Origin of the sequence: Blastococcus goldschmidtiae (assembly GCF_031845325.1) — a bacterium.
GTDB lineage: Bacteria > Actinomycetota > Actinomycetes > Mycobacteriales > Geodermatophilaceae > Blastococcus > Blastococcus goldschmidtiae.
The window spans coordinates 43,007-57,042 of record NZ_JAVREI010000004.1 but is presented as its reverse complement, the minus strand read 5'-3'; the positions used below and the strand labels follow the sequence as shown (position 1 = coordinate 57,042).

Sequence of the window (14,036 nt, the reverse complement as noted above, 5' to 3'; positions counted from 1 at the left end):
CTGACCCCTATTGATCGCTGACCACCGCGTTTGGCCGGTGCTTAAGGCACGGATAAGGCACGACGACGAGGCCTATTGCGAAACGCCGGGGCCCCGCCAGGCGCCATCCCAGGAACGACCGGCAAGGTGGCCACACCCCCGGGGCGCGACTTGAATGGCTCATCGGAGGGTCCAACGACGGGGCCCCTCTCCAGATTGCCCGCGAGCGCACAGCAGACCGGGGGCTGGCGAGGGGTACAGAGGTAAACCTGGCCTCGCTCTTCAGCGAGGAGCTGGGGACCGCTGGATCCGACGATCTCGCCCGGGGGTCCATGCCCCGACTCAGCGCCGAGTTCCTGGCCCAGAACGCCGCGATCGAAGCCGAGCCGGCCTCGCGGGGCATTCGGCGGGAGAGCGACCGATGACCGCCATTCTCATGGTGACCGCCGAGCAACTCGGTCGGGCGGTGGACGCCGTCCAAGACGGCACCGGACTGGCGGACGCGATGAAGATGCTGGCCAACTGCTCCGGCCGCGTATGCACCGCGACCTGCCCGGCGTCACCGGCCGCGCGACCGGGCATCGCCGCGATGCTCCTGCGGGCCCTCGCCGAGGAGGCCGGCGCCGACTCCCCCGAACTAGTGCCGGGGCCTGGTGGTCCGCGACGGCTGGCGTCGAGACTTCATGGGCCTCGACGAGTTGATCGACTGGCCGGGGATCCGGGGGCCGACTGAGGAAACGGCGCGCCGACAGGAGATCGGCCAGACCGAGGGCCCTACGGGCCTACCGTCGACAGATGCCGCGAACCACGTTCCTCTGGATCTGCCGCGAGGAAACGACGTTCGAGGCCCTGCAGGGCCTCCTGAAGTTGCTCACGGACCAAGAAGCCGTCCGATACTCGACAATCAAGATCATGTCGGTGAGCAAGGACCGGCCGGTCGCAATTCCGGCGGGCTTCACAGATCCCAAGGGCCAGTGCCTGCCCGCAGGTGCGATCACCGTGGACAACTGCCCGGCGGCAGGACTCCTGGTCCTGGCCGAGGAGGAGGACTGACGGCCGGTCCCTGGCACGCTGGCAATCACCTCCCGCCCCGCGCCGTCGGTTCTAGCGTTGGTCCATGCCGACCACACAGCAACGGTTCGTCACGGACCTCCTCGCCCGCGCGAACCAGGTCACCGGGGGAAGCCGTGGGAGTCACCTGCCGTGATCGTCAGGCATCCCGACACCCCCGTCGGTGCCCGGCGCGTCCCGGACCGGTGGACCGATCGAGTCCTTCGGCAACACCCGCGCGACCAGACGGCGGCCGTGCTCGGGAACGTCGGTGACGGTGACCGGGAGGTGAAAGTCGTCCAGCATCGCGCGGATGGTCATCATCCCCGACAAGTCGATCCGGCCCAGCTCGTTCAGGTGCAGCACGACCCGCTGCGCCGCAGGTTGCCGGGCGACCACGTCGACCAGCTGGTCCTGCAACGCGGGGGCCGAGGCGTAGTAGAGGACACCCTGCGGGCGCACGTGCAGCGTGCCGTCGGCGGTGAGATCGGTGCGAATGTGGAGCCGCAGCTCCCGCCACAGGTGAACGGCCACGGCCAGGCCGACGCCGACGAGCACACCGCGCTCGATCCGCGGGGCGAAAGCCAGCGTGGCAAGGAACGTGCTGCAGGCGATGCCGGCCTGGGCGGGTGACAGACGCCACTGCCGGGTCAAAACCCGGGGGTCGAGGAGCGGCAGCGCAGCTGCGACGACAAGGCCGGCCAGCACCGCGCGGGGCAGCGGTGCAAGCACGTCGACGACCGGGAGCGCAGCGAGCACCAGCAGACCCGTGAGAGCTCCCGACCAGCGCGACGTGGCACCTGCCGCGCGGTTGAGCGAGGAGCGCGACAGCGATCCGCCGGTGGGGTAGCCGCCGGCGACCCCCGCGGCCAGGTTGGCCAGCCCCTGGCCCACGAGCTCACGATCGGGGTTCCAGCGCTGCCGGTCCTCTGCGGCGAACCGGCGTGCGATCGCCACCGGCTCGGCGAAGCCGACAATGGCGATGACGGCGCCGGGGACGATCAGATGCGGGAGCGCCGACCACAGGAGGTCGAGGCTCACCGGCGGCAACCCGGTGGGGATGTCGCCGACCAGTGCGCCCGGGTGACCGGTGAGTCCGCCGACGAGAAGGCCGGCGACGGCAACCAGCGGCACGACAGGGAACAGCGGCCCGAGGCGGCGGCCCAGCATCAGGGCCAGAACCGTGGCCGCTCCGAGTGCAACCGCGGCCAGCGTCCACCCGGACGGCTCCATGAGCGACTGGGTGGCCGCGCTCAGCGGGTTGGTGGACGTCGCATCGACGTCGAGCAGCGGCGGGACCTGCGAGGCCACAATCAGTAGCGCCCCACCGAAGAGGAAGCCGCTGATCGCCGGCTCCGACAGGAGGTACGCGAAGGCCCCGGCGCGGAGCAGCCCCAAGCCGAGACGCACGACACCGACCACGACGGCGAGCACGGCCGCGTAGGCGACAAACTCGGCCGAACCTTTCGGCGCAAGCGGGGCGAGCGCGCCGAGGGTCAGCAAGCTGGTCATCGCCACCGGCCCGGTCTGCAGGTAGGGCGACGAGCCGACGAAGGCGGCCAGAATGGGTGCGGCCGCCGCGGCGTACAGGCCGTGAACCGGTGGCAGCCCGGCCAACTGCGCGTACGCCATCGCCTGGGGGATAAGGATCAGCGCAACGCTGAGCGCCGCCACGAGGTCGCCGCGGCTGGGCCTCGTCAGGGACCTCCACCGCGGGGCCCGGCGGGGTGACTTCATGGACGCCCTCTCGTCGGCAGGTAGGTGGGTCGCGGTCCGCATTGGCTCTGGCGGCGCGCGGACCCACCTGCAACGAGCGCCCCCTCCCGACCGCGCCTGCGCCAGCGCGTCGTTGGCCACGCGCTGACGGCAGCCGGTCCTGCGATCCGGCCGAGCGACGCGGACGCCACCGTGTCGCCACCATCGAATGTCGCGCACACGCTAGGGCCGTCAGCCGCGGATCGCGGTCAGGGCGCCGAGGAACCCGTCTTGACCTCCTCCAGCTGCGGAGGCGATCACCGCTTTCACGCGGGCACCACCGGACTGCGGATAGGAGGCGATGGCATCGGCCAGTTTCTGTGCGGTCCGGACGACCTCCGCGTCCGCGACACAGCGCGCAGCGATACCCACCTGCACGAGTTCTGCTCCCGGTACGGCGTCGCAGGTCAATGTGAGCCGGCGGGCCAGAGACGTCGAATGGCGCGTGACGAGCCACGCGACGTTGACCGGAGGCGTCATGCCCATCGCCGCCTCCTTCACCTGGAGGAAGGAGGACTCACCGGCGACCACGACATCGCAGGCGAGTGCCAAGGCGGCACCGGCATTCACCGCCGCATGCTCGATCGCACCCACCAGCGGCGTGCGCATCGAGTCGATGAACGTGTGCAGCGCTGTCCACGCGGCCGTGAACTCGGCCTGCGAGCCGAGGTCCTTGAGATCGATGCCGGAGCAGAAGCACCCGCCGGCGCCGCGCAGAACGACGGCGCCCACCGAATCGTCCTGCTCGGCAGCGTGCAGCGCCCGGGTGAGCGCGTGCACCGCGTCCAGGTTCACCGCGTTGCGCCGGTACGGGCGGTTCAGGACGACATCACAGCGCGAGCCCGAGCGCTCGACGAGGACAGCAGGCTCGGCGGTCATCGCGGCAGCCCCAGGACGCGCTCGGCGATGAGGTTCCGCTGGATCTGGTTGGTTCCGCGAGCGATCCGCCGTCCCGGGCTCTCCAGGAGCACGCGTTGCAGGTCGTCTAGCACGTACCCCTCCTCGCGGGGGCGGAGGACGCCGTCCAGCCCCCGCAGCTCGGCCGCGAGCAGGCCCAGTGACAGGTGGAACTCCGACCAGTTGATCTTGTCGATGGCGAGCAGCGCCTGCGGCTCCAGCCCTGCGGCGAGGTCCGCTGCGACGCGGCGACCGTTGAGGCGCATCAGCTGGATGCCGATCCAGGGATCGGTCAGCCGGTCCAGCGTGGCAGCGTCCAGCCGGTCGAGCGCGGCCAGACGATCCACGAGCTGCTCGAACTCGCGCTGGTAGCCGAGGTGCTGGGACGTCACCTGCCCCGCTCGCTCGGCACCCAGCGTGGTCATCGCGACCTTCCAGCCGTTGCCCAGTCCCCCGATCACGGCCTCCAGCGGCGCGACGGCGCCGTCGAGGACGACGTGGCTGAAGCCGTGGTCGCCGCTCATCATCCGGATCGGTTCGACGCGGATGCCGTTGCCGGGGATGTCGGCCAGCACATAGGAGATGCCGCGGTGCGGCGGTGCGTCGGCGTCGGTGCGGCACAGCACGAAGATCCGGTTCGCGTGCTGCGCTCCGGACTGCCAGATCTTCTCGCCCGTGATGCGCACAGAGTCACCCTCGACGACACCGCGGGTGCGCAGGTGGGCCAGGTCCGACCCGGCCTCGGGCTCCGAGAACCCCTGGCAGTAGCGGTGTTCGCCGGAGAGGATCCTCGGCAGGAACTCGTCCTGCTGCTCGACGCTGCCGTGGGCGAGGATCGCCGGGGCGACAAGGGTCTCCCCCATGCCCAGGTGCGGACGGGGCACGCCGGCCCAGGTGAACTCCTCGTTGACCGCCATGGTCTCGATGGGGCCGAGCGCACGGCAGCCGAAGCGGTCGGGCCAGGACAGGCACAGCCAGCGGCCCTCGCGCAGCCGATCGATCCAGGCGGCCTCCTCCGGCGTCTGCTCGTAGGACATCGCCTCGTGCGCGCCGCCCAGGGGTGGAGCGTGCGCTCCGTGCTCGCGCAGCCAGTCGCGCACCTCGGCACGGAGCTCGGGGAGGTCCGCCGACGCATTCCGGTCCGCCTCGTTCACATGTTCGATCGGGCCGGAGGCGCGCTTAACCAGCGTGGCCACCTGCCGGGAGAGCACGGCCCGGTGCCACGGCGCCTCGCCGAACATCACGCGATTGCACACCGCTCGCTTGGTGTGGAGATGGAGCTCCATCTCCCAGGTGAACCCGAGGGCGCCGTGCAGCTGCACCGACTCGAGGGACACCCGGGTGTACATGCGGTCGCTGACGACCTTGGCGAGAGCAGCGGTGGCTTGCAGATCTGCGTCGTGGCCGCCGTCAGCCACCTCCAGGGCCCCGAGCGCCGCCGAGCGCGCCGGCTCCAGCTCCCGCAACAAATCCGCGCAGGCGTGCTTGACCGCCTGGAAGGAACCGATGGGGGTTCCGAACTGGCGCCGGTCACGGACGTATTGGAGCGCCAGGTCGAGGCAGCGCGCGGCTCCGCCGACCGCCTCGGTGGCCAGAGCGGCGGCGCCGAAGGCCACCACGTCGGCGAGCAGCGCTTCCACCGGCTCTGCGGTCAGCGGAGTCGCCGGCGCTTGATCGAGGACGACGTCGTCCACCGGGCGCGTCGGGTCGAGGGTCGGCCGGGAGCGGATGGTGGCGGCTCCCGCCGCCACCGACAGGACGACCGGTCCGTCGGGACCGGACGCCGCCACCAGTAGGACGTCGGCGTGCGCGGCACCGAGCACGTCGTCGACCCGGCCGCTGACCCGCCATTCCCCGTTCCGATCGACGGCGGTCATACCCCGCCCTGGGCCTGGCTGCGGACGTCCGGCCGCGGCGGCCCCGAAGACCACGGCAGGAACGTCGTCGCCGCTCACGATCCGGGGGAGCAGTTCGTGCGCCGCCGGGGTGTCCGCCTCGAGCAGTAGCCGGAGCGCCAGGCAGGAGGAAAGATAGGGCACCGGGTAGAGGGTCCGGCCCAGCTCCTCGAGCACGATGCCGACCGCGCCCCAGCCCGAGCCGGCACCACCACGCTCTTCCGGGACAGGGATCGCGGTCAGCCCCAGCGCGGTGTTCAGCTCGCGCCAGACCTCCCGGACATCGCCAGCGTCGTGGTCGACGAGCGCCCTGGTGTGCGCCACCGAGGCCAGCTGCTCCACCGCGTCGCGCACCGATTCCTGGACGAGCCGCCGCTCGGCGAAATCCAGCACCGTCACAACGAGGCCGCCGGACGCCCGAGGCCCTCCTCGACAGCTTCCCCGGCTGCCGTCCTAGATTCGAGCGCCGCCCAGCGGAAGATCCCCCGCGCCATGGTGCTCTTCTCCGCCTTGCCCCGCGCCGCGAACACCTCTGCCCGGATCCGGTGCAGGGCAGGGTCCTCCGGTGCGGCGTCCACCGCGAGCTGGGCGAGGTGGCCGGCCAGCCGGAGGTCACCCGCGCGCAGTGCGTCGGCCGCAGCGTCGGCGAGCCGAGCGGCACCGCCGGCGAGCTGCGCCAGCGCCCGCGCCAGGACGTCGGGCTGCGCCGGCTTGAGTGCGGCGGGGTCGCCGTCGTACCACCCGCCGTACAGGCGCCAGATGTTGCGGACGACGAACTCCGGCTCGTCGTACACCGGCTGCAGGTACGGCTTGGCGGCCAGCTCGTCCGGCACCCGGACGGTGGCCAGAGCGTCGCTTAGCCGACCCCCCGCGTTCATGACGGCCAAGGTCTGCTCGACGAGGGACTCAAGGTAGGCCGCCGTCGTCTCGAGCGCCTCGCGGATCCGGTCCGCGCCCTGCACCGGGACGCCGTGACTGGGCAGCATCAGCTCGGCGCCGAGGCCGGCCATCCAGCGGAGGGCGGCGGCCCATTCCACCGGGTAGCGCTGCACCTTCTGCGGGTTCCCCGCGTTCGGGGAGACGAAGAGGAACAGATCGCCGGCGAAAAGGATCTTGCGGTCGGGGAGATAGCCCAGGGTGTGGTCGTCGGTCTCGCCGAGGGCATGCCGCAGCTGGAATTCGGTACCGCTCACGGTCAGCTGGTACTGGTCGCTGTAGGTGATGTCCGGCCGCCGGTAGTACTCGGGCCAGACCAGGTCGAGATTGCGGAACTGCCGCTGGTTGATGACCGTGTTGTAGCCCTTGGTCAGGTCGTAGCGGTCGAAGCGGGCGTTCACGTTCTCGTGGGCGACCACGATCGGCCGCGGCCGCCCGGTGGCCTCGGCCTCCTCGTCGAACGGGACCATGCCGTACACGTGGTCGAGGTGCCCGTGGGTGTACACCCCGTGGGTCACCGGCGCGTCGGTCCACGCCCGCACCCCGTCGTGGAGGGCTTGCGCCGTCTCCCGCGGGCCGGTGTCGTACATGACCAGCCCGTCCCCGGTCTCGACGAGGAACGCGTGGCCGAAGCCGGGGCTCATCCGCACACCGGGAGCCACCTCCTCGACGTGGCCGGGCGGATATCGGCGGAGGTCGTTGAGCAAGGCTGCGCCGGTCCAGACGTCGTCGGCCAGTTCCAGGATGCTCTGCGCCACTGCTACTCCTTGTGGTCCGTGCGCGCCGGGATCGGCGACGACTGGTTCGGTGTCGATGAGTCCGGTGTCGATGGACCCGGTGTCGATGAGTCCGGTGTCGATGGACCCGGTGTCGATGAGTCCGGTGTCGATGGACCCGGTGTCGATGGACCCGGTGATGACGGGCCCGGTGATGAGCGGTCGGCCGAAACGTCGTCTGCCCGGTGTGACGTCGACCCCGACCGACGGCCGGACAGCTCGTAGCCGGGGCCCTGCTCCCCGTCCTCCGGCGAGGACGGGTCAGCAGGCCCGGACGCCGCGACGAGCGGCCCCGCACCGGCCGGTCCTCGGTCCCGGTGGGCCCGCACCATCGCGACCACGCGCAGCACCACGACCAGGAGCACGATGCCGAAGATCGCCACGGCCGCGGGCCGCCTGAGCACGTAGCCGACATCCCCTTGGGCCAAGGAGAGGGTCTGGCGCAGGGACGTCTCGAGAGTGGGAGCCAGAACGAGCGCGAGGACCAGCGGTGCGAGATTCAGGCCCGCCCGGCGGAAGAACAGCCCGGCGAACCCGGCGACGAACATGACGCCGATGTCGAAGACGCTGTTGTTGTCCGCGTAGACGCCGATCACGGTGAGCCCGAGGATCACCGGCATCAGCACGCCCGGCGGGACGGCCAGCACCCGAGTGAAGAGGCCGACCAACGGCAGGTTCAGGACGAGCAGCATCGCGTTGGCCAGGTACATCGACGCGATGACGGTCCAGAACAGCGTCGGCTGGTCGTCGATGAACGTCGGCCCCGGAACAATACCGTTCAGCAGCAGGGCCGACAGGATCAGCGCCATGACCGGGGCGAACGGGATGCCAAGGGCCATGAGGGGGATGAACGCCGCGCCGGCAGCGGCGTTGTTGGCGGACTCCGGTCCGGCGACGCCCTCGACGGCCCCGTGGCCGAACTCTTCCGGCCGCTTGGAGATCTTCCGCTCCGTCAGATAGGACGCGAACGTGGAGATGATCGCCGCCGGCCCCGGGATGAGGCCCAGGAAAAAGCCGATACCGGAACCGCGGAGGCTGGCCGGCGCCGCTCTGCGCAGTTCACTTCTCGTCGGGACGAGCTCGCGCATCGACGGCGCCTTGACGCGTGGCGGGAACCACCGCCGCCCGGCCTGGTCTAGCACCTCCGCGACGCCGAAGACGCCCATGACCACCGCGACGAAACTGATCCCTCCGGACAGCTCCGGCATGCCGAGGGTGTAGCGGGGTGTCGCAGTAAGCGGGTCGATGCCGATGACTCCGATGGCCAGGCCGACCAGCACCATCAGGGCGGAGCGGCTCGCGGCGCCCGGCGTGAGCACGACGAGCATCCCGAGACCGGCGATGGTCAGCGCGAGGTACTCGGGCGGGCCGAGCTGGACGGCGACATCGCTGAGCAACGGCGCGAACAGCATCAGGCCGACGATGCTGAGCGTGCCCGCCACGAAGGAACCGAGGGCGGCGATGGACAGCGCGGCACCGGCGCGACCGCGCTTGGTCATCGCGTGACCGTCCATCGCCGTCACGACCGAGGCCGACTCACCGGGCAGCCCCAGGAGGATGGAGGTGGTGCTCCCGCCGTAGGCGGCTCCGTAGTAGATCCCGGCAAACAGGATGAGGGAGCCGGTGGCACCGATCTGGGTGGTTAGACCGAGCAGGATGGACATCGCGCCGATCGGGCCGATGCCCGGAAGCACGCCGACCAGCGTGCCCAGCACCACTCCGATGACGGCCAGCAGGAACAACTCCGGGCTGAAGACGGCCGCGAAGCCGCTGAGGAGGTCGCCGGTCACGTGATCCCACCTTGCGTCAGGAGGAAGCCGTTTGGCAGCGGAACGTCGAGCCACTGCTCGAAGACCAGGTAGGCGAGGACCCCGAAGACCAGCCCGACCACCACGGCGACCACCAGACGCACCCGCATCAGTGCCGCCGTCGCGGTCGCCAGCACGCCCGCGGCCGGCACCAGACCGATCCAGGTGCTCAGTGGGATCACCAGCAGCGCGGCCACGGCCACACCGCCGATGCGCGGCCAGTCGAGCGTCTCGTCCGGCTCCTCCGGACCGCCTTCCTCGGCGGTGGCCACCGAGGAAGGCAGGCCCGGATCGTCGTGACCGGCGGGCGGGGCGGACGGGGTGGGCTGGTCCTGGGGACGCGGCCGCTCTCTCGCCACTGTCACCAACCAGGTGGCGGACGACAGGACCACGGCGATGGCGACGGCGAAGGGGAACAGGCCCGGGCCCGGGTTCGAGCCCGTCCCGAGGTCGTAGCCCCAGGCGGTCGTCCCGTACACGATCGCCCCCAGCAGAAGCACGCCGGGCACCACCGTGTCCGGGCTCTTCCAGGACAGCCCCATGGGTCAGAGCCCCCCGTTGGCCTCGGCGAGGTCTTCGGCCCGGGCCAGCCGCTCGGTCAGGCGCTCCTCCAGCGCCTCGGCGTCGGCCAGGTCGACGGGCAGGCCGGCGGTGCGGGCCACCTCGCGGAAGGACTCGGACTCCGCGGCGGAGGTGAATGCCTCGGTGAGAGTGTCCTGTACGTCCTCGGGCAGCCCTTCGGGGCCGTACGCGAAGTAGGTGGCATCCCAGACCACGTCGAAGCCCTCGTCCTGGAAGGTGGGCACGTCGGGCAGGAATTCGCTGGGCTCCTCGCCCACGATGCCCAGCACGCGCACGTCACCCGTCTCGACCTGCGGCAGGACCGCGGACACCTGGGTCATCGTCGCGTCGACGTTGCCACCGAGCAGCGCCGTCAGCGAGGCGGCGTCCCCCTCGTAGTCGATGCGGTTGAACGTCGCGCCGGATTCCTCCTCGAGCAGCGTGACCGGCACGGAGTAGGAGAGCGGCCCTTCTCCCAGGCTGACCTGGCCGGGCGAGGCGAGTGCGGCGTCCACGAAGTCCTGCAGGCTCTGGTAAGGCGAATCCCCGGGGACGGCCAGAACCGGCGTGGACTGGGTGACCTGCAGGAGCGGAGTCATGGCCAGGGGGTCGTAGGGCACGTCCTGCACCGCCGGTTGGAGCGTGATGGGGCCTTCGGGGCCGAAACCGATGGTGTAGCCGTCCGCCTCCGCCGAGAGCACCTCGCTGGTCCCCACGACACCACCACCGCCGGCACGGTTGACGATCTGCATGTCTGCACCGAGCCCGCCATCCGCGTTCACCGCCTCGACGAGGGCGCGTGCCAGGACGTCGGACCCGCCGCCTGCCGGGTAGGGGACGACCACCTCGACGGGCCGCTCCGGGTAGTTGCTGTCGGCCGGAGACGCCGCCTGCTCGGCGTCGTCCGACTGGGGGGCACACGCGGTGGTCGCGAGCAGCGCCAAAGCGGCTGCGGCCACCAGACGCGTGCTACGGGAACGACGGGACATGAACGTCACCTTTCGGGTCGGTCGGCGGGGGCACCGTTGGCGCCGCCGTTCGGATCGTGCTGAGTGGATGGCGCGAGTTCGGCGAGCACTGAGTCGGTGTCGGCGCCCTGCGCCCGGGGCGGGCGCCGGTCCGGCGACATGGCGCCCCATGTGACCGGCGGCCCCACGTGCCAGGGAGGCGCTCCCGCACTGGCGGCCACCGCATCGGTGGGGAGGAAGGGGCTGCCGGGTCCGTCCCCCCGCAGCTGCCGGACCTCGGGATAGGTGCGGATGGCACCGACCACGATGCCCCCGCCGCCCAGGAGCTCGATGCAGTCCTCACGCGTGAGGTGCCGCAGGGCCTGGGACAGGACCTCGGCCATGTAGGGGCGGTGGACGACCCGCACCTGGGCATCCACGAGCCGTGGGTCGTCGGCCAGGTGCTCGATGTCGAGCAGCTTGCAGAGCGTGCGCCAGTGCGCGTCGACGTAGGCGGAGATGACGATGTAGCCGTCCGCGACCTCGATGACGTCCGCGGCCGGAGCGACGCCGGGCTGTCCGTTGCCCTTGCGGATGGGCGGCTGCCCGGTGAGCGCGTAGTCCATCCAGCTCGAGGCCTGCAGATGGATGGCGACGTCCCACAAGCTGAGCCGGATGTCCGCGCCGCTCCCGCTCCTGCTGCGCTCGAACAGGGCCGCGGTCACCGCCTGAGCGGCGGCGTAGCTTGCGGCAGCATCGACCACTGGGAATCCGACGCGTTGCGGCTCCCCTTCGGCTTCCCCGGTGATCCACATCTGACCGCTCTCCGCCTGGGCGGCGATGTCCAGGCCCGGGCGGGTCCGCATCGGCCCCTCCTCACCGAAGCCGGTGAGGGTCAGGCACACCAGGTCCGGCCGCCGAGCGAGGAGCAGGTCCGACGACAGCCCGGCACGAGCCATGGCGCCGGGCCGGGCGTTGCTCATGACGACGTCGGAGGCCAACGCGAGAGCCTGGGCGGCTCGTCGGCCCTCCTCGCTGCGCAGATCGAGCGAGACCATGCGCTTGCCCCGGTTGTTGGCTGCGAACATGGCGGCGCCGTAGCCGGGGACACCACGTGCAGCCTCCCCACTGGGAGGTTCGACCTTGATGACGTGGGCGCCCTGGTCGGCGAGCAGCTGGGCTGCGCCGGGAACGGCGATGTACTGCCCGAACTCGACGACCTTGACGCCGGCCAACGGTCCGACAGAGCCCTGAACGGATGACATCACGAAACCCCTAGCCACTAAGCGAGCGCTTAGTCATACTGTGTGCGTCAGCTCACAAGGCTGTCAAGGGGTCGACCGCAGGAAGGCAGACTGCTCTCGACACACGAGATCTGAGGTGGATGGATGACCGCACGTCGCGACACCGAGATGCTGGGCGGGGGCACGGTCGGCAGCGAGCTGCCGTTCCTCGACGAAGAGACCGCTCTGCCCGACGGGCCCTCGGAGCCGGTCCGGCGACTGCTTCAGGCCGGGCTCGAGGTCTTCGCCGAGCGCGGTTTCCACGCAGCCACCACCCGTGAGATCGCTGCACGCGCCGGCATGAGTCCGGCCGCCCTGTACATCCACTTCCGGGCCAAGACAGACGTGCTGTTCGAACTCAGCCACCTGGGACACACCGAGGTGCTGCGTCAGCTGCGCGAAGTAGCCGCTGAGAACCTGGAGCCGGTCCAGCGGATCAGGCACCTCGTGGAGGCGTTCACGACCTTCCACGTGAGAAACCACCGCATGGCGCGCGTGGCGCAGTACGAGCACCGAGCCCTGAGCGGAGAGCAGTACGAGTCCATCATCAAACTGCGCCGGGACATCGACTCGGTCTTCCGGCATGCCGTGGTCGACGGGATGCGGGCCCGGGCCTTCGACGTCGACGACATCTCCGGGGTCCTGACAGCGATCGCTTCCCTCTGCATCGACGTCGTTCGCTGGCGGGACACCGGGCCGAAATGGCCGGCCGAGCGCCTGGCGCGCCTAAACGGCCGCCTGGTCCTGTCCATGCTGCGCGCGGGCGAGGTTCCCGGGGACGGCGGCACAGAGTATCTCGTCGGAACGGCCCTCGAAGCCGGGCTTGCCGCACCCGAGGCGCGGGAGACGTGACGATCTCAGGAGCGTCGGGACAGCCCCCCATCCCAAGCGCCGGCAACCGGGAGCGGCAAGCCACGTCGTGCGGACGCTCGAAGTGCGTGGAGATCAGTCATCAATAGCCGTCCTCGACCGGACACCGGGTCAAGGTCCGCGACTGCCTCACCTCTACGCCGCGTCAACGGCTTCTCCTCGGAAGTCTCCCGAGAGGTGACGCCCCCGTTTCCGAGCCCGGGCGCTCCGCCGTCCGGGAGGTACGAAGCAGCCGCTCAGCTTCGGCGCGGCGTACACGACAGGGCAGGGTCGGTGTCCGGGCCGGCGACGGCCACCGGCCGGCCCGACGGCGTCGCGCCTCTAGGGTGACGGGGAATTCCGGGCGGCATGACGGGAGATCCCGCCGCCCGTGCGATCCGACCACCGCCCGACGAAACACCGCGGGACAGTTCGAAGGAAGACGATGACCGGCTCGGTGACACTGCTGCTGGTCCTGGATCTGCTCGGCACGTTCGCCTTCGCGCTGAACGGTGCACTGACCGCGGTGCGTGCCGCCAATCTGGACATCGTCGGCATCGTCACTCTCGGCATGGTCACCGCCCTGGGTGGCGGCATACTCCGCGACATCATGCTGGGCGACCTTCCGCCCGCCACGTTCAGTGACTGGCGGTACCTCGCCGTGGCTGCTGCCGGCGGCCTGGTGGTGTTCCTCCTCGCCCGCCAGCTGACGAGGATCCTCCCCGTCATCCTCGTCCTGGACGCCGCCGGGCTGAGCCTGTTCGCCGTGACTGGTGCCGGGAAGGCGCTCGCCTTCGGGCTCGGTCCCGTACAAGCCGTTATCCTGGGAGCGCTCACCGCTGTCGGCGGAGGAACCCTCCGCGACGTGCTCACCGGACGGGTCCCGACCGTTCTGCGCAGCGAGCTCTACGCCATTCCCGCCATCCTGGCGGCGACCATGACGGTCATCGCCGGCCAGAGCGGGAGCTACGGCGCGGCCGCTGCGATCGGCGCCGCGGCGCTCTGCTTCACGGTCCGGCTCCTCGGCGTCCGGTTCAGCCTCGACGCGCCCCGACCGCCCACCGGCAGGGGGAAGTACACCGCCGGACGAGACTGAGAAATCGCTTCTCGTCGGTGGGCCGGCACGTTCGAGTGCAGGGACAATCTGGTCGGGCTGCGTCGGCGGTCATGGACGGGTCGATGCCGTTCCGTCCGGAGGCCAGAGTGGCGCAGGCCGTGCCGATGAGGCCGGCCTGATGGCGAATTTCTGCGCAGGACTGCCCGTGACCGACCGATTGCGGCATTCTCAGGGGTCACGGCG

General features: G+C 70.7%; 12 protein-coding genes. 4 read left to right on the top strand and 8 right to left on the bottom strand.

Annotated elements, in window-relative coordinates; translation table 11 throughout:
• Window positions 1-400: 400 nt before the first annotated feature.
• Window positions 401-712, top strand: a complete 312-nt coding sequence (locus tag RM425_RS08485) for a hypothetical protein (protein WP_311344761.1) — start codon at window positions 401-403, stop codon at window positions 710-712.
• Between the two features lie 62 nt (window positions 713-774).
• Window positions 775-1,032, top strand: a complete 258-nt coding sequence (locus RM425_RS08480; RefSeq protein ID WP_311344760.1) for a hypothetical protein — start codon at window positions 775-777, stop codon at window positions 1,030-1,032.
• A gap of 141 nt (window positions 1,033-1,173) precedes the next feature.
• Here RM425_RS08480 and RM425_RS08475 read toward each other — a convergent pair whose 3' ends face one another.
• The 8 genes from RM425_RS08475 to RM425_RS08440 all read right to left on the bottom strand — a co-directional run bounded on the left by RM425_RS08475 (window position 1,174) and on the right by RM425_RS08440 (window position 11,839).
• Window positions 1,174-2,703, bottom strand: coding sequence for a SulP family inorganic anion transporter (locus RM425_RS08475; protein WP_311344759.1), 1,530 nt, complete (start codon window positions 2,701-2,703; stop codon window positions 1,174-1,176).
• A 273-nt stretch (window positions 2,704-2,976) separates the two neighbouring features.
• A complete protein-coding gene (locus tag RM425_RS08470) occupies window positions 2,977-3,663 on the bottom strand; it encodes an enoyl-CoA hydratase/isomerase family protein (protein WP_311344758.1) in 687 nt (228 codons plus the stop codon).
• A complete protein-coding gene (locus tag RM425_RS08465) occupies window positions 3,660-5,975 on the bottom strand; it encodes an acyl-CoA dehydrogenase (RefSeq protein ID WP_311344757.1) in 2,316 nt (771 codons plus the stop codon). The genes RM425_RS08470 and RM425_RS08465 overlap by 4 nt, the downstream gene beginning before the upstream one ends.
• On the bottom strand, window positions 5,972-7,270 hold the full coding sequence (locus RM425_RS08460; RefSeq protein ID WP_311344756.1) for an alkyl sulfatase dimerization domain-containing protein: 1,299 nt from the start codon (window positions 7,268-7,270) through the stop codon (window positions 5,972-5,974). Before RM425_RS08460 ends, RM425_RS08465 begins: the two co-directional genes overlap by 4 nt.
• A gap of 2 nt (window positions 7,271-7,272) precedes the next feature.
• A complete protein-coding gene (locus tag RM425_RS08455; RefSeq protein WP_311344755.1) occupies window positions 7,273-9,078 on the bottom strand; it encodes a tripartite tricarboxylate transporter permease in 1,806 nt (601 codons plus the stop codon).
• The gene (locus RM425_RS08450) at window positions 9,075-9,638 is read right to left on the bottom strand and encodes a tripartite tricarboxylate transporter TctB family protein (RefSeq protein ID WP_311344754.1); all 564 of its coding nucleotides are present in this window, start codon (window positions 9,636-9,638) and stop codon (window positions 9,075-9,077) included. Before RM425_RS08450 ends, RM425_RS08455 begins: the two co-directional genes overlap by 4 nt.
• A 3-nt stretch (window positions 9,639-9,641) precedes the next feature.
• The gene (locus RM425_RS08445) at window positions 9,642-10,616 is read right to left on the bottom strand and encodes a tripartite tricarboxylate transporter substrate binding protein (RefSeq protein ID WP_311344753.1); all 975 of its coding nucleotides are present in this window, start codon (window positions 10,614-10,616) and stop codon (window positions 9,642-9,644) included.
• A gap of 35 nt (window positions 10,617-10,651) precedes the next feature.
• On the bottom strand, window positions 10,652-11,839 hold the full coding sequence (locus RM425_RS08440) for a CaiB/BaiF CoA transferase family protein (RefSeq protein WP_311344752.1): 1,188 nt from the start codon (window positions 11,837-11,839) through the stop codon (window positions 10,652-10,654).
• Between the two features lie 153 nt (window positions 11,840-11,992).
• Between RM425_RS08440 and RM425_RS08435 the strand changes: the two genes are divergently transcribed.
• Window positions 11,993-12,739 (top strand): TetR/AcrR family transcriptional regulator, encoded by a 747-nt coding sequence (locus RM425_RS08435; protein WP_311344751.1) that lies wholly within the window; start codon window positions 11,993-11,995, stop codon window positions 12,737-12,739.
• Window positions 12,740-13,181: 442 nt separating this feature from the next.
• Window positions 13,182-13,832, top strand: coding sequence for a trimeric intracellular cation channel family protein (locus RM425_RS08430; protein WP_311344750.1), 651 nt, complete (start codon window positions 13,182-13,184; stop codon window positions 13,830-13,832).
• Window positions 13,833-14,036: the final 204 nt, after the last annotated feature.

What these genes read in the sequence shown, in the direction of transcription:
- RM425_RS08430 (WP_311344750.1), top strand. Translation starts at nt 13,182, where the DNA reads ATGACCGGCTCGGTGACACTGCTGCTGGTCCTGGATCTGCTCGGCACG.
- RM425_RS08450 (WP_311344754.1), bottom strand. Translation starts at nt 9,638, where the DNA reads ATGGGGCTGTCCTGGAAGAGCCCGGACACGGTGGTGCCCGGCGTGCTT.
- RM425_RS08435 (WP_311344751.1), top strand. Translation starts at nt 11,993, where the DNA reads ATGACCGCACGTCGCGACACCGAGATGCTGGGCGGGGGCACGGTCGGC.
- RM425_RS08480 (WP_311344760.1), top strand. Translation starts at nt 775, where the DNA reads ATGCCGCGAACCACGTTCCTCTGGATCTGCCGCGAGGAAACGACGTTC.
- RM425_RS08485 (WP_311344761.1), top strand. Translation starts at nt 401, where the DNA reads ATGACCGCCATTCTCATGGTGACCGCCGAGCAACTCGGTCGGGCGGTG.
- RM425_RS08470 (WP_311344758.1), bottom strand. Translation starts at nt 3,663, where the DNA reads ATGACCGCCGAGCCTGCTGTCCTCGTCGAGCGCTCGGGCTCGCGCTGT.